We start from the raw sequence: 15,962 nt of genomic DNA on the forward strand, positions 1-15,962 counted from the left end.
CCGAGGGGACTGCGAAGTCCCCTTGGCGATTATTTTCGGCTTCTCAAGCCAAACATTTCCTCTTCCTAAGAGAAATACTTCTCCTTTATGATCTCCACCGGCATCTCCTCACCCGTCCAAAGCTTGAAGGACGCAGCTCCCTGATACAGCAGCATGTACATACCGTTACCAGTCTTGCATCCTGCTTCCTTTGCTTCACGGAGCAGTCTTGTTTCCTGTGGATTGTAAATTACATCGAATACAAACAGATCCTTATGGAACATACTTGTATCTGTGATGATCGTTCTGTCTACATTCGGAGCCATTCCAACAGAAGTACCATTTACAAGGATTGCGCTCTCTGCGATAGAAGCACGAAGTACTTCCGGATCTGAGAAGTCATGCAGAGTTACCTTGCACTCTGTGCGCTCATTCAGTTTCGCAACGATCTCCTCAGCTCTTCCGAAGAAGTTGTCTCTCACGTTAAATACATTGATCTCTGCTACGCCATCCAGTGCAGCCTGTACCAGAATCGCTGTAGCTGCTCCGCCGGCACCGAGAAGAGTCATTTTCTTGCCGATGATATCTACACCGTTCTCAGCAACTGCTCTCATAAATCCAACACCGTCTGTTGTGTAAGCAGTCAGCACGCCGTTATCATTAACGATCGTATTGCATGCTCCTGAAATCTCAGATGCAGGAGATACTTTATCTGCAAGTTTGCACATGATATTCTTGCCCGGCATGGTAATGTTCCAGCCTCTTGCGCCCATGGTACGAAGCCCCTGAACTGCTTCCGGCATCTTATCTTCCGGTACATCAAATGCAAGATATGTATAATCCAGCCCCAGCTGATCGCATGCTTCATTGTGCATTTCCGGAGAAACACTGTGTGCGACCGGGCTTCCAAGTAAACATAATAATCCGGTGTGTCCTGTGATATGTTTTGACATAATCCATATTCCTTTCCGCGTATCAAAATTTGGCGATTTCGCTCACCTGTATATAGCTCTCATTATACACACTTTAAAGTGATAAAGCAAGCAGAACATTTAAAAAAGCCACAGAGACGAAGTTTCATCCCCATGGCTTTCCTGGTTTCTATTTAGATTCCAAGTTTTTCTTTCATGTAATCTACCGGAGTATCTTTTCCAGTGTAAAGTTTGATGGCGATGAGTGCCTGGAACAGCATCATGCTCATACCATTGTAAACTTTTTCGCATCCTGCTTCTTTTGCCTGTTTCATCATAACAGTTTCGCGTGGTGCGTAAACTGTGTCAGTTACGATCAGATCTTTCTTGAAGAAAGAAGTGTCCGGGATGTTGGAAAGGTCTTCCAGTGGGTGCATTCCTACACCTGTTGCATCGCAGAACAGATCTGCTGCATGCATTTTTTCTTTGAGGAGGTCATGATCTGCAAGGTCATTCATTGTAGCTTTGCAGTTTGTGTTCTTGTTAATCAGGTCAACGATCTCTTCTCCACGGCTGTAGAATTTATCTTTGATGTTGAAGATCTCGATCTCTGCGATTCCGTCAAGAGCTCCGCGTACTGCGATTGCTGTAGCAGCTCCGCCGGTTCCGATCAGAACCATCTTCATTCCTTTGAAATCAATGCCTTCTTCTTTGAGTCCCTGCCAGTATCCCATACCGTCAGTGTTGTAGCCTTTGAGTTTTCCTGTAACCTGTCCGTTTTCGTCACGCATGTTTACAACTGTGTTGATAGCACCGCATAATTTGGCAGCTTCATCAACTTCGTCCAGATATTTGTGAACAACAGTTTTGTTCGGCATGGAGATGTTGGATCCAAGCATTTTGAGAGCACGGATACTCTGAACAGCGTCTTTGAGGGAATCGTTGTCTACTTCAAATGCAAGCTGGATAACGTCATCGCCGTTTTTGTCGTATGCGAGGTTATGAGTTGTCGGAGACTGTGTGTGACGGATCGGGTAAGCCATTAATCCTACTAATTCTGTATGTCCTGTTACGTTTGGCATGATTTTTTCCTCTTTTCTTTTTAATAAAAACTTTGCTCCCTTGGTATCATTTATTCAAGTGGTTCCAGATGCAGGAATCCCTGAGACTCCAGTACGTTCAGTACTGCACGGCCTTCCATGGTACCTTCCATGATACGGCGGGCACGAACGGAATCACCGATGGTGTATACATAAGTATCTGTATCATTGAAAGCTTCTTCAAGTTCCGGAAGTACCGGGTTGTTGGAACGCATTCCAAGGCAGTTGAAGCCGAGGTCGAATTCCATATCCTTGATCTGTCCGTCCGGAAGTTTTACTGTGAATGCATTTTCCTTCACTTCCTGAAGTGCTGTGTTTACATATTCCTTAACACCATATTTGTCGTGAGTCTCACGCATGGAACATTTGGTGATCGGGTCTGCAAGCATACCGATCTGAGGAAGCATATCGATGATCGTACACTCTGCTCCGCGAGGTGCAAAATATTCGATAACGTCAAGTCCAACGGATCCACCGCCGACTACAACGACCTTTTTGCCCTTACATGCTTCATCCGGATATTTGCCGGCGTTCAGGTTGTTGATCATATCAAAGATCGTAGCCACGTTTCCGGCCTCGATGTTTTCTTTGAGACCTTTGATCGGCGGGACAAGCGGTACAGAACCTGTTGCGTTTACAACGATGTCCGGTTTGAACTGTTTTACTTTGTCAACAGTTGCTTCTGTGTTCAGGAAAACATAAAGATTCTTCAGTCTGGCTGCACGGGCTTCCAGATATTTCGGGAAATCTTTCATACGGGTCTTGCTCGGAAGATCTGAGATGAATGTGGAGAGACCTCCAAGGTGATCCTTCTTCTCCAGAACGAATACGTTACAGCCTACTTCTGCTGCTGTACATGCAGCTTCCAGACCTGCTGTACCACCACCAACAACTACAACATTGCAGTTCTTGTTGACTTTGAGTGCTTTATAGATATCGCCTTCCGGTACAGCCGGGTTGACTGTACAACGGATCGGACGGTTAACACCGATACGGTTTCCGGCACATCCAACATTACATGAGATACATTTACGAAGAAGATCTTCCTCGCCATTCTCAACTTTCTTAACCCAGTTTGGCTCTGCGATAAGGCCACGTCCCATTCCGACGATATCTACATCGCCGCTCTCGAGAACTTTCTCGACGATCTTAGGATCACGGTAGTTACCTGCATTGATAACCGGTTTCTTGAATTTGTCCTTTACGGCTCTTGCCATGTAGGATCTCCATCCATCCGGAAGGTAGTTGGAGTCGATCTGATACTGAAGAGATGGGTTCAGGGCACAGGAAACATCGTACATATCTACGAACTCATCGAGATATTCCAGATATTCCAGAGTGTCTTCCAGAGTGTTTCCACCCGGTACTCTCTCTTCTGCGGAGATACGAACAATGATCGGGAACCAAGGTCCTACGTTCTTACGAACTTCTTCGAGTACCATACGCGGGAAACGAAGACGGTTCTCTACGGAACCTCCGAACTCGTCTGTTCTCTTATTATAGTAAGGGGAGATGAACTGGCTCATCAGATAAGAATGTCCGCAGTGGATCTCGATCGCATCGAAACCGATCGCCTGGACACGCTTTGCAGCCTCTCCATATTTCTTAACAGTTGTAAGGATTTCTTCCTTTGTCATCGGACGCGGAACTTCTCCGCCGGTCTTTGTCGGGATATTGGAAGAAGAAACGGTCTCCATTCCGGTTCTTGCAGAAGAGGCTGAAGCTCCGGCGTGGTTTACCTGGATCGCTACTGTAGCACCATTCTTATGAAGGTTTTCTACGAGCTGATAATAACGCGGCATAAAGCTGTCGTGGTCGATACGGATCTGGCTGGTGCCGTTGGATCCTACCGGATACTCAATGTTGGCATTTTCCAGAATGATTAAACCTGTGCCGCCTTTTGCGCGGAGTGAGTAATAATTCATGTGACGGTTACTCATCTCACCGCTTGTCTCACCATAGTTTGTTCCCATCGGGGTCATTGCGATACGGTTCTTGATAGTAGTTCTTTTGATTGTTATAGGTTCAAAAATCTTTGGGTATTCACTCTTCATGAAATAATCTCCTTATTCATTTAACATCATATTCATAATGTGAGTGGCCATCCTTTGTTTGTGACACCTTTATCATAACTCTTTGTATTAAAAATTAACAATATCTTTCAGATAAATTTTTGATACGTTTTCGGTATCATTTGCATCATCTGCCTGCTGTTCCTTCATATATTTGATAAAACGCTCCACTGCCGGCAGACGATATCTGTCTTTCATCCAGAACATAAAAACCTGGCGGTAGATCTCGAGCCCCATGATCTTGTGGATCTTGATGCCGTCTGCATTCAGAAGTATATCCGTCTGCGGCATCAGTGCGATACCAAAATTCTCCCTTACCAGAGATACTATAGAATATTCATCCGGACATTCCACGATCGTATTCGGATTTACCTGATATTTCCTGTACAGATACTTGGCATAAGTTCCCATCCAGGATGCACTCTCATAGCCGATCACCGGGTAATGGTCCAGTTCCACCAGCGGAACTTCCTGCATCTCTGAAAGGGGATGTTCCTTCGGCGTGATGATCACCAGCTCCTGTGCGCTGAGCGGAAAAAACTCCATATCATCCATCTTGAGATAACCGCCGAAACCAACGTCCAGCTCGCCTGTACGAACCTTCTCGGCAATTGCCGGTGTATGATTCTGCCAGAAATTAAAGACTACGTTCTTATTTTCTTCCTGGTTCAGAAATTTCCTTACTTTATGAGGAATATAATGCCCCGCAAGCGGAAAAATATAACCGATATCGATCTTTCCGCCATCTGAAGAAAGTTCCTGCATTTTCCCCACTGCCACGTCACAGTCTCCTGCAATCCTGTCTGCATGTTCCAGAAAAAGCTTGCCCGCTTTTGTAAGTGTTACGCCCCTGCCTTTTTTTTCAAATAAAGCAACTCCCAGCTCGCTCTCGAGGGCTGCCATGGAACGGCTCAGAGACGGCTGCGAAATATACAGTTCTTCTGCTGCCTGATGATAATTTTCCAGCCGTGCGACCTTCTGAAAATACAAGATCTGATTCAGTGTCATGATTGATTCCTCCTATATAAATATATTCCCCAATATCCTGTCCCGGATTTCTACTTTCATTAATCATTATAATTTTGTGTTACTGTTCACTCCGTTCACAGTAACTTGGTCAAAATGCATTTCAAATCACCTTCGGTGATGGCATTTTGCCCCGTATGTCTCGGGTTTTTGCCATATTCATGTCAAAACACCTCGCGGGATATTTCCTATACGCAATAATTATTTTGTTCCTAGTATATCACATTAATGCATTCAATGCATTGGTTTTTCGCTTTAAAAGCATTAGACTACACGAATTGTACCTGTTAAAATACAGATAAATGTTATTTTTTTAACAGGCTTTTGATAAAAGCTTTTCATTAAAAAAGGCATTCATTGTTTGTGACAGAACAAAACAAAGTAAAAAAAACAAATGTTTCACAGGAAAAGGAGAGAACCATGAACAAAAAGTACCTGCCAAGTGCATTGATCCTGTACTTGAACTATTTTATCCACGGTGTTGGATGTTCTATCTTAGGACAGGCAGTTATTAAGGAAGCTCTGGCAACCGCATGGGGTGTGGAAGCCATGGCAATCACCGCAATTTCAGCAGCATTAGGTCTTGGACGACTGATCGCCCTTCCTTTTGCAGGCCCGCTTTCAGACAAATTAGGACGCCGTATTTCCACAGCGATCGGAAGTGCTTCCTATGCAATCTATCTGGTCGGTCTGGCACTCGCATTTAATGCCGGAACAAACGGCGGATACACGATCGCTTATGTATGCGCGATCGTCGGCGGTATCGCAAACTCATTCCTTGACACAGGTATCTACCCGGCAGTTTCCGAGATCATCTACAAAGCTCCTGGCGTTGCTACAATGGGAATCAAATTCTTCATCGCTATCGCTCAGATGATGCTTCCGTTCGTACTCGGTGCAACTGTAGCTACTACTGCTGCAGGACTTACTTCCTACAACCGTTTATTCTTCGGATGTGGAATCATCTACCTTGTACTTTTTGTACTGGTATTCCTGTTCCCGCTTCCTGATGCTGACCAGAAAGCAGCCGGCGAAAAAGAAGGACTTATCGACAGCCTGAAACACACTCATTTCTCACTTGAATCCGTTGCTATGATCCTGATCGGATTCACCTGCACAGGTACTTTCCAGTTATGGCTGAACTGTGCACAGAACTTTGCAAAAGAAAACGTAGGCTGGGCTGACCCGTCTATCATGCAGACATATTACTCAGCAGGAACCCTGATCGCACTTGTTGTAACAGCACTGCTCACAAGAAAGATCAAAGACGTTCGTTTCATCGTGATCTACCCGGTTATCTGCCTTGCAACTCTGATCGTTGTACTTATGGGACAGAGCCAGACACTTATGATTGCCGGTGCATTCATCATCGGATGGGCAGGCGCAGGCGGACTTCTGCAGATTGCAACTTCTGTATGCAACATGCTCTTCCCTAAGATCAAGGGAACTGTAACCGCGCTCGTTATGATCGCATCTTCCCTCTGCAACTACACGATCCTGACAGCAGCATCCAAAATGCAGCCATCTCAGGTTATGACAATGAACATCGTTCTTACAGCAGTTGGTGTCGTACTCGGACTGTACGTAAACATCCGTTACAAAAAAATGGTTGCACTTGCTGAAGCAGAGAACTAAAATGAAAACCAAGGGTGAAAAGCCAACTAAATAGAAAGGACCCAAATCATGAATACAGTAAAAATCCGTGATATCGAGATCGGCGCAGGCGCACCGAAGATTATCGTTCCTATCGTTGGTGTTACAAAAGAAGACATCATCGAAGAAGCAAAAACCTTTGATTCTATTCCGGTTGATGTTGTTGAATGGCGTGTAGACTGGTTTGAAGGCGTTTTTGATTTTGCTAAAGTTGAAGATGTACTCAAGGACCTCCGTGAGGCTCTTGGAAACATCCCGCTTCTTATGACATTCCGTACTTCCAAAGAAGGCGGCGAGAAAGCGATCGAGCCGGAAGCTTATGCAGAACTCAACATCAAAGCAGCTCAGACTGGATATGTAGATCTGATCGACGTAGAAATCTTCACAGGTGATGAGATTGTTAAGAAGATCATCGACGGTGCTCACGCAGCAGGCGTTAAGGTTATCGCTTCCAACCACGACTTCTTCAAGACTCCTGCAAAAGCAGATATCATCTATCGTCTCCGCAAGATGCAGGACATGAACGCAGACATTCCGAAAATTGCAGTTATGCCACAGAACAAGAAAGACGTTCTCACACTTCTGACTGCAACAGAGGAAATGGCTACAGACTATGCAGACAGACCGATCATCACAATGTCCATGGCGGGCACCGGCGTTATCAGCCGTCTCTGCGGTGAAGTATTTGGTTCTTCCATGACTTTTGGTGCAGCAAAGAAAGCATCCGCACCGGGACAGATGGGAGTAAACGATCTGAACACAGTCCTTGGACTTCTTCATAACGCTATGTAATATAGCCAAATCGCATTATATAATATTTACTTCTTGAAAACACCGGTATTTTTATTTACAATAGAAATACCGGCGTTTTTATAACTGTAAAGCATTAAACAGTTATTGTGGAAAAGCATCTATATTTACTTTTAAGGGAGGTCATCCATGAAAAAAACACTTCACTGGCTGGACGAAAACCTCGAAGAATTTATTCTGGTCATTTTTCTGATCGCCATGACACTGATCATGGGTATTCAGATATTATGCCGATACGTTCTTGGAATGTCCCTGTCCTGGTCTGAGGAACTCACCAGATACCTGTTTATCTGGTGCGGCTTTTTGAGCGTCAGCTACTGCAGCAAGAAATGCCTGTCGATCAAGATCGAACAGTTTGTTGCAATTTTCCCACGCAGAGGCAAGGCGATCTTCAAGGTTGTGAACCACACCTTCGAACTCATCTTCTTTATCTACATGATCCCGTTTGCCTGGTCCTATATGATGTCTTCTGTGCACAGCGGACAGCTTTCCCCGGCCTGCGGCATCCCGATGTATTACATTCAGGCGGCTCCGTTCATATCTTTCATCCTGGTCGCATTCCGCGTCCTGCAGCGCTGGATCATCGAGTTCCGCGTAGCAAGAGGTGAAAATGTCTTTGACCCGGCTCACCCGGAGCGCAACACACCAGAGTCCTTCATCCAGGCAAATGCAGAATCTCCTGCTGAACAGGCCATCGGTGCAGGAATTGACAACCGTATCAACACCATCAAGAATTCAAATGAGGAGGAACACTAATGCCAGTCGTTGTTTTATTTATCATTTTTGTTTTATTACTGGTCATCGCTGTTCCGGTATCGATCACACTGGGAATTACATCTGTTCTTCCTTCCATCTGTGATCCTTCCTTTACGGTAGGTGCCAAATATCTGATCCGTGCGATGTTCGGCGGTCTGGATTCTTTTCCGCTGCTCGCCGTCCCAATGTTCGTATTGTCCGGTATCATCATGGCAAAAGGCGGCATCTCCAAGAAATTATTCGATGTTTTCGCTTACTTTCTTGGTAAATTCACAGCAGGAATGCCGTGTGCCGTTATCGTAACCTGCCTTTTCTACGGTGCAATCTCCGGATCTGCTCCGGCTACTGTTGCAGCCGTAGGAAGTATGACCATCCCGATCCTTACCAATCTGGGATATGACCTGACATTTTCCACTGCAATCGTTGCCGTTGCCGGAGGCCTGGGGGTTATCATCCCTCCGAGTATCCCGTTCATCATGTACGGTATGGCATCCGGTGCTTCCGTCAGCGACCTGTTCCTTGCCGGAATCGTCCCTGGCCTCATGATCGGAGCCCTGCTCATGATCTATGCGATCTATCACTGCAAACGCTACGGCGAGGACAAAGCCAAGATCCATGCCGAAGTTCAGGAGCTTCATGACAAAGGACTTCTGAAAGTGCTCAAAGAAAGCTTCTTCGCTCTCTTGAGCCCGGTCATCATCCTTGGATGTATCTACAGCGGTGTCGCTTCTCCGACAGAAGCCGCTGTTATCTCTGTATTTTATGCACTGATCATCAGCCTTTTTGTATACAAGAGCATCCATATCCGCGATATCTGGGGAATCCTGGTGGAAGCGATCCGTACTTTCACCCCAATCCTCTTCATCCTGGCTGCTTCCACTGCATTCTCCAGAGTCCTGACTCTGATGCAGGTTCCACAGACAGTCAGTGAATTTATCCTGAACAACTTCCACAGCCCGGTTGCGATCCTGCTGATCATCAACCTGTTCCTCCTGATTGTCGGAATGGTTATGGATACCACACCGGCAATCCTGATCCTTACACCGATTCTGCTCCCTATCGTGCAGGCGATCGGTATGGACCCGATCCAGTTTGGTGTGATCATGGTTGTAAACCTTGCCATCGGATTTGTTACTCCTCCAATTGGAGTCAATCTGTTCGTTGCAAGTTCCCTTACCGATGTTCCAGTCATGGCAATCGCCAAAAAAGCCATGCCAATGATCGTATTCTTCCTGATCGCCCTTCTTCTGATCACTTTTATTCCGGCGATCTCAATTGGAATCTTATAGGAGGAGAAAGATGAAAAAATTTACTACTTATAATTCAGACAAAAAAATCCGTCGTATCCTCCGTACAGTCCCGGTACTGGCTGCAGCTGGAATCCTGAGCGTTGCTCTTACCGGCTGCGGCTCTTCCGATGAAGAAGTACAGCGTTATTCCTGGCCGCTGGCAACCGCCAGCCCGGAGGATACCGTAACACAGATCTTCGCCGAGAAGTTTGCAGAAGAAGTCTCAGACTTAAGCAACGGCAAAATGAAGATTCAGGTTTACGCAAACTCCACCCTCGGCGGTGACCGTGACCTTCTGGAGACCTGTGCAGACGGCGACATTCCGTTTGTCGTTCAGAATACTGCACCTCAGGTTTCCTTCATGAGCGACCTTGCTGTATTTGACCTTCCGTGCGTATTCGATTCTCTGGATGACTGCCGTAAAAAGATCGACGATCCACAGTTCAACAGCCTGATCAGCGACGTCTATACCGAAGGCGGCTATCATCTTCTTGGTATGGCAGACCAGGGCTTCCGTGTTATGAGTACAAACAAACCGGTCAACAGCCTTGCAGACTTTAAAGGCCAGAAGATCCGTACCATGGAAAACAGCTACCATCTTGCTTTCTGGAAAGCGCTTGGTGCAAACCCAACCCCGATGAGTTTCAGCGAAGTGTACATCGGCCTGCAGCAGCACACCATCGATGCACAGGAAAACCCATGCGAGGTCATCGTTTCCAACAATCTCTATGAACAGCAGGATTATGTTGTAGAAACCAACCATCTTCCGCATCTGATCTCCCTGATCGTCAATGACGATTTCTTCAAGGATCTTCCGGAGGATGAACAGGAGATCATGACAGAGGCTGCCCAGCTTGCCACAGAATACGCAAGAGAACAGTCCGATGCCAGAATCGCAGACAAAGTCGCCGTGATCGAGGACAGCGGAACACAGATCATCAAACTTTCTGATGAGACACGCAAAGAGATCCGCGAGGCTTCTCAGGGCGTTTACGATTCCATCAGGGAAAAGATCAATCCCGATATCTATAATTCCTATATGGAAGGGATCGAGCAGTAACTTTCTGCCGGTCATCTAAATCAAAGCATTCAAAAAGGAACCCCGCACAGCCTGTTCCAAAGCGCTGTACGAGGTTCCTTTTCTTATTACATCTCTTTTATTCTTTTACATTCAGATATACATCTTCTTTTGAATGGAATCCTCCATCCACGATGACTTCGTCCATGTTTTCTGCAGTCACTGCGATCGGTGTGATCTTGTAATATGGGATCTCGCCGGAACCGTCATCTGTGGTCTCTGTGACCGGGATCTCACAGTCTTTTGAGGTAATGTCTGTACCGTTTCCGAGTGCCACTGCGAGGATCGCCGCTGTGCTTGCCTCCTGCTCGATCGGTTTGTAGACTGTCATGGTCTGTGTCCCCTCTACAATCCGCTGGCAGGCTGCCAGGTCTGCATCCTGCGCAACCAGTGCCACCTGTCCTGCGAGACGGTTTTCTGCCAGGACTTTGACTGCCTGGCTTGCCAGATCATCATTGCCGCACATCACGCCCACAATGTCGTCTGTCACCTCAAGGCCTTTGTTTACATGCGTTGCTGCCATCTCAGCGAGCCAGTTATCACAGTATCCTGTATAGACGATCTTGAGTTTGCTTCCTTTCAGAGCCTTACGGAAACCAAGTTCTACCTCCTCTACATTTTTGTCCGTAGGAGAACCGTTGATCGCGAAGATATTTCCACCGTCCGGGCATGCCTCGACCAAAGCCTCTCCCATCAGGGTTCCTACCATCTCATTGTCGATCGTGATATAGAGGTCTGCATCCACATTTGCGATCATCCGGTCATAGCAGACTACTTTGATCCCCTTGTCCTTCGCTTCTTTTACCACATCATACAGAGCCTCTCCGTCGATCGGGATGATCACGATCACGTCCATTTCCTTCTGGATAAAGTATTCGATCTGTGAGATCTGTTCATCCACATCACCGCCTGCCACCTGGACATTTACTTCTGCCCCAAGCCCCTGTGCCGTAGATACGAACATATCCCGGTCGCGAAGCCATCTCTCGATCACAAAGGAATCAAAACTGAGTCCGATCTGGAGTTTCTTTTCTTCTGTTGTTTCTTTTTTTGTTGTCTCAATTTTCTGTGTTCCGCATCCTGTCACGCAAAGAACAAACATCAGGGCAGTTATAAGAAGAGCTATCCCTCTTTTCTTTTTCATTTTCCGTACCTCGTCTTGAATTCACTTGGAGTCATGTCTGTCTGCTTCTTAAAGATCCTGCTGAAATAGTTCGGGTCTGTATAGCCGCTCTTTACGCCGGCTTCTTTGACGCTGACTTCCGGCTGTTTCAGGAATTCTTTCGCTTTTTCTATTCGGATCCTGGTGAGATATTCAATGAAGTTCTCGCCCGTTTCCTCCTTGAAGATCTTGCTGAAATAATAAGGGCTGATATTTACCTGACCGGAAACTTCATCCAGTGAAATGTCCTTGCTGAAATTTTCCTGGATGTAGAGCATTGCCTTTTTGACAGCGGAATTCGACTGTTCCTCTTTCTGATCACGGATGGAACGACAGATGTTGACCATCTTATCCAGAAACCAGCTTCTGAGTTCTTCGTAACCGCTGCATGCCATCGCTACATCCAGATAATCCCGCCTGTAGCTGAATCCATAGTTGACAGCACCTGCCTCAAAAGCGATCTTTTCGCCCCAGATAATGTATTCCAGAACCTTCAGACGGATGTTGTTCATATCCTCCGCGTAATGTTCCAGCATCCAGTCAAAGAACGTATTCAGCTCCTGTACACATTTCTTTTCGTCCCCATCACCAAGATAACGGAAGATCCGTTTCTCCATATCAACAGGAAACTCCTCATCATAAACACCGTTCTGCGAAAGGTCCTCGATATGGATCACTCTGCTCTTGCTTCCGTTCAGCGCGCGGAGTGCTTCACGGTAAGAGCGCTCCAATTCCCGCATAGGTCTGATCCTGCCAAGTCCGATACGAAATCTGGCATCGATCCTGTTTTCCAGCCTTGACACAAGATTTCTCGCCTGTTCCACGAGGTCGATCCTTTCTTCATATGGATTCTCAGGCAGGCTGCACGGCACGATCACCGGAATACGGTTTGACATCACCGATCCCACTGCACAGGAAAAAGAGGATTTCACCACATCCCTCAGCTCATCATAAAAACTCTGTGCTTTCACATTCATTCCGACAGGGCTTATCAGCCTACCATTTTCATACGACTGGCCAAACTGGATGACCATGACATAGCCCTGTTTTTCCTCGATATCCAGAAGCTGCCGGTAGTAGTCTGCTGTCTGTTCCTCCTGCTGGAACAAAAGGCTTCCTACAAAGCTGTTTTCCACAACAGGGATGACCGTTTCCAGTTTTTCCTGGATCTTCAACAGGTTGCTTCTCTGATTTCTCTTCTTATCCACCTTCTCGATGGCTTCTTCCACCGCGGAGATGATCTTTGCCTTGGAGATCGGCTTTGTCAGATAACGCTCCACGCCAAGATCGATCGCCTCTTTTGCATAATCAAACTTGTCATAAGCAGATACTACATAAAAAAGTGCTGTCGTATTGAATTTTCGTATTTCCCGCATTGCCTGGATCCCGTTGATTCCCGGCATATGAATGTCCATAAAGACAATGTCCGGATGAAAAGTTTCTGCTTTTTCTGTCACTGCTCTTCCTGTCTTGGCAGTTTCTGTGATACAGCTGTCCCCAAATGTACTGGATATCACACTTTTGAAAGCTTCCAGCATAATTCCCTCGTCATCTGCTACCAATATACGATACATTGTTTTGTTTCCCCTCCACTTTCTTATGCTACTCCAGTTCCTCTTTTTCCATCGGAATGACAATATGAACTTTCGTTCCGGTTCCAGGTCCGTCACTCTCGATCGTCATAAGTCCTTCCTGTTTGTAATACAGCTTCAGTCTTTCTATGACATTATGTACCGCGATTCCTGTAGAATAGCGGTTTTCTTCATCCTGCACTGCTCTTCCTTCCATAACCTTCGCGATCATTTCTTCCGTCATTCCCGCACCATTGTCGCTGACCGTGATATAGATCATATCCTGGTTTCTGTGGATAGACATCACAATGCGTCCCGTCTCCATGCAGTCATGGATTCCATGCTGGACGGCATTTTCTACCAGCGGCTGAAGGATCATGCTTGGAATGCGGATGTTTTCGATGTCTTCATCTATTTCCCGGATATATACAATATCTCCGGCAAAGCGCACATTCAGGATATAGATATAATTATCTACCGCCTCGATCTCCTCCCAGAGCATCGCATCTTCTTCCATCTTGCGCACATTATACCGGAAAAAATCCGCCATTTTTTCCAGAAATATACCTGTCTTGTCCGCATCTCCCATCATCGCAAGCTGTGCACCTGCATTCAGGGAATTGAACAGAAAATGCGGATTGATCTGCGCCTGAAGGAACTTCAGCTGTGCTTCCTTAAGGTGTGCCTCCATCATAAGCTCTCGTTCCTTCATCTGCGCCTGCCGCTCCATGCTTTCCTTGAGCTGGTCGATGTTCTCGCGGATGCTCTCCAGCATCTGGTTAAAACTTCTCGTCACGACTCCAACTTCATCATCCATAACAATAGGAAGCTGCGGAACATCGAGATTTCCTTTTGCAACCTCATGTGCCGTATTGGAAAGAGCGGTCAGCGGGCGGATCATATTCCGCACCAGAAGGACCGTCACTGCAAGCCCAACCACATAGACGACGATCAGTACGATCAGGCAGAGTCTGTACAGCACATTCATCGATGACAGTAATAACTGATAATTTGCTGAGTTTGTCTTAAAGCGCAAATTATTTAATTTGTATATGTAAGTGTTGATATATTCATAGAGCTGATTTTCTGTTTCGTAGGAAGTCTTGTATTTCTCTACATTTCTTCCTCGCTTCGCCTGAACTGTCTCATTTGTCTGATCCAGATAACTCTCGGACATCCTGCGGATGTTTTTTTCGAGCATCTTTACTTCGCTGTCCATGTTTTTGTCGTTGAGATCTTCGATCAGATTTTTGTAATTCTGGTCATAACGGTAATAGTTTTCCAGTGTCTCGGTACTTTTTGTATTCAGGTATTCATAGACTGTGTTCTCAACAAGTTCCAGTGCTTCCGAAAGCTCATTCACATCGACATTGCTGGAAAAGACCGCATCGATCCTGGTAACGGCATTCTGGATCTGACTGAAAATAAAGAAATTGATCCCGAGTGCAAAGACAAGCACCATGAGCATGACTCCGCTCAGTCTGGTCTGTATGGAATTATTTACGGAAGGGGTGTCCTTTTTTTCTGTCATTTTTCGCCCTCCGTTCTGTACTCATCGGTGTTATCCTTTGTGATCACATGCTGATTTACACTGTAATATCCGTTGCTGTGCCCAAGAGATAAATACTCTTCCAGTGCGTTGACACTGTATTTTCCTACTTCATCCATATCCATCGCGATCGTGGAGGACAGGATCCCCTTGTCGATCGCATTCAGAATCACATCGGAATAATAGTAACCGATCACCTTGACATTTCCAACCTGGTTATAATCGACCAGGGCCTGATATACGCATTCCGTCACGACTTCATCCATGCATACCAGGACATCCGGCAGACTTTCCTCATTTACAAACATATCCCGGACAAATTCTTCCGTGTCAAAATCTGCACTGCTATCCACACAGTACTCTGACAGATTGACAGACTGGCCTGTTTTTTTCCTGGATTCCAGTTCTTTTTTTACCTGGTAGTAAACAAGATTGGTCTCCTGTGTCTTGGAACTGGAAGTCGAAAGAAACAGGATCTGTGTGGTCCCTTTTTCATTCAGCATTCCTGCTATCTGGTCAGTATAAGCACTTCCCATCTCATAACTGTTCAGACCGACAAAGCTGATCCTGCGGCATGCAGAATCGTCTGTAAGGATCGTGACAACCGGGATTCCCTCGCGGGCAGCCTCCTCGATCAGTTTCTGCTCGGCCTTGCTTCCGTCTGCTTCAAGAATGATCCCGTCAACGTGAGATGCGATCCCGATCCGCAGACAGTCTTCCTGTGTGTAATTCTTCATCTGTTCCGGTGAAAGAAGTTCGACGTAGGCATCGGCTTCTTTGGCAGTTTCGCTGGCGCTTTGGTAGATGGACTGCCACATCAGGGTATCTTTGTCATTGGAGATCATCAGATAGTGCTTCTGATAACTCGCTGCATATTCTCCTTCGCCCAGATCCACCTTATCCATGGATTTCTGAAAGTAGACCCAGATCCCTGACAGAAAAAAGATGCATCCTGCCAGTATGCAAAAAACTGTCAGTGTAAATTTTTTCATAATTCATCATAATT

At 46.1% G+C, this 15,962-nt stretch carries 13 protein-coding genes; 5 read left to right on the plus strand and 8 right to left on the minus strand.

The window, feature by feature from the left end; all coding sequences use genetic code 11:
- Window positions 1–65 precede the first annotated feature (65 nt).
- From aroE to DWX28_RS05615, 4 genes are all read right to left on the minus strand, one after another.
- Window positions 66–932, minus strand: coding sequence for a shikimate dehydrogenase (gene aroE, locus DWX28_RS05600; RefSeq protein ID WP_118252098.1), 867 nt, complete (start codon window positions 930–932; stop codon window positions 66–68).
- Window positions 933–1,084: 152 nt separating this feature from the next.
- On the minus strand, window positions 1,085–1,975 hold the full coding sequence (locus DWX28_RS05605) for a quinate/shikimate dehydrogenase (RefSeq protein ID WP_334290851.1): 891 nt from the start codon (window positions 1,973–1,975) through the stop codon (window positions 1,085–1,087).
- A 47-nt stretch (window positions 1,976–2,022) separates the two neighbouring features.
- Window positions 2,023–4,044, minus strand: a complete 2,022-nt coding sequence (locus tag DWX28_RS05610) for an oxidoreductase (protein WP_118252099.1) — start codon at window positions 4,042–4,044, stop codon at window positions 2,023–2,025.
- 87 nt (window positions 4,045–4,131) lie between these two features.
- On the minus strand, window positions 4,132–5,070 hold the full coding sequence (locus DWX28_RS05615) for a LysR family transcriptional regulator (protein ID WP_022215379.1): 939 nt from the start codon (window positions 5,068–5,070) through the stop codon (window positions 4,132–4,134).
- Between the two features lie 438 nt (window positions 5,071–5,508).
- Here DWX28_RS05615 and DWX28_RS05620 point away from each other — a divergent pair, with 438 nt between their 5' ends.
- The 5 genes from DWX28_RS05620 to DWX28_RS05640 all read left to right on the plus strand — a co-directional run bounded on the left by DWX28_RS05620 (window position 5,509) and on the right by DWX28_RS05640 (window position 10,656).
- On the plus strand, window positions 5,509–6,723 hold the full coding sequence (locus tag DWX28_RS05620) for an MFS transporter (protein WP_118252131.1): 1,215 nt from the start codon (window positions 5,509–5,511) through the stop codon (window positions 6,721–6,723).
- 48 nt (window positions 6,724–6,771) lie between these two features.
- Entirely contained in the window at window positions 6,772–7,533 is a 762-nt protein-coding gene (gene aroD, locus DWX28_RS05625) for a type I 3-dehydroquinate dehydratase (protein WP_118252100.1), read from the plus strand.
- A gap of 147 nt (window positions 7,534–7,680) precedes the next feature.
- Window positions 7,681–8,307 (plus strand): TRAP transporter small permease, encoded by a 627-nt coding sequence (locus tag DWX28_RS05630; protein ID WP_118252101.1) that lies wholly within the window; start codon window positions 7,681–7,683, stop codon window positions 8,305–8,307.
- Window positions 8,307–9,596 carry a TRAP transporter large permease gene (locus tag DWX28_RS05635; RefSeq protein ID WP_022215383.1) on the plus strand — a complete coding sequence of 430 codons (1,290 nt, stop codon included), beginning with the start codon at window positions 8,307–8,309 and terminating at the stop codon, window positions 9,594–9,596. Before DWX28_RS05630 ends, DWX28_RS05635 begins: the two co-directional genes overlap by 1 nt.
- Window positions 9,597–9,606: 10 nt before the next feature.
- Complete coding sequence (locus DWX28_RS05640; protein ID WP_118252102.1) at window positions 9,607–10,656, plus strand: TRAP transporter substrate-binding protein; 1,050 nt, start codon at window positions 9,607–9,609, stop codon at window positions 10,654–10,656.
- A 97-nt stretch (window positions 10,657–10,753) separates the two neighbouring features.
- On the opposite strand, the gene DWX28_RS05645 is transcribed toward DWX28_RS05640, so the two are convergent.
- The 4 genes from DWX28_RS05645 to DWX28_RS05660 are packed head-to-tail and all read right to left on the minus strand — an operon-like array spanning window position 10,754 to window position 15,948.
- Window positions 10,754–11,818 carry a substrate-binding domain-containing protein gene (locus tag DWX28_RS05645; protein WP_022215385.1) on the minus strand — a complete coding sequence of 355 codons (1,065 nt, stop codon included), beginning with the start codon at window positions 11,816–11,818 and terminating at the stop codon, window positions 10,754–10,756.
- The gene (locus tag DWX28_RS05650; protein WP_022215386.1) at window positions 11,815–13,410 is read right to left on the minus strand and encodes a response regulator; all 1,596 of its coding nucleotides are present in this window, start codon (window positions 13,408–13,410) and stop codon (window positions 11,815–11,817) included. The genes DWX28_RS05645 and DWX28_RS05650 overlap by 4 nt, the downstream gene beginning before the upstream one ends.
- A gap of 28 nt (window positions 13,411–13,438) precedes the next feature.
- Entirely contained in the window at window positions 13,439–14,938 is a 1,500-nt protein-coding gene (locus tag DWX28_RS05655) for a sensor histidine kinase (protein ID WP_118252103.1), read from the minus strand.
- Window positions 14,935–15,948, minus strand: coding sequence for a substrate-binding domain-containing protein (locus DWX28_RS05660; RefSeq protein WP_118252104.1), 1,014 nt, complete (start codon window positions 15,946–15,948; stop codon window positions 14,935–14,937). The genes DWX28_RS05655 and DWX28_RS05660 overlap by 4 nt, the downstream gene beginning before the upstream one ends.
- Window positions 15,949–15,962 lie beyond the last annotated feature (14 nt).

The organism is Blautia sp. AF19-10LB, from assembly GCF_003461245.1.
In the GTDB taxonomy this organism is placed as follows: domain Bacteria; phylum Bacillota; class Clostridia; order Lachnospirales; family Lachnospiraceae; genus Blautia_A; species Blautia_A intestinihominis.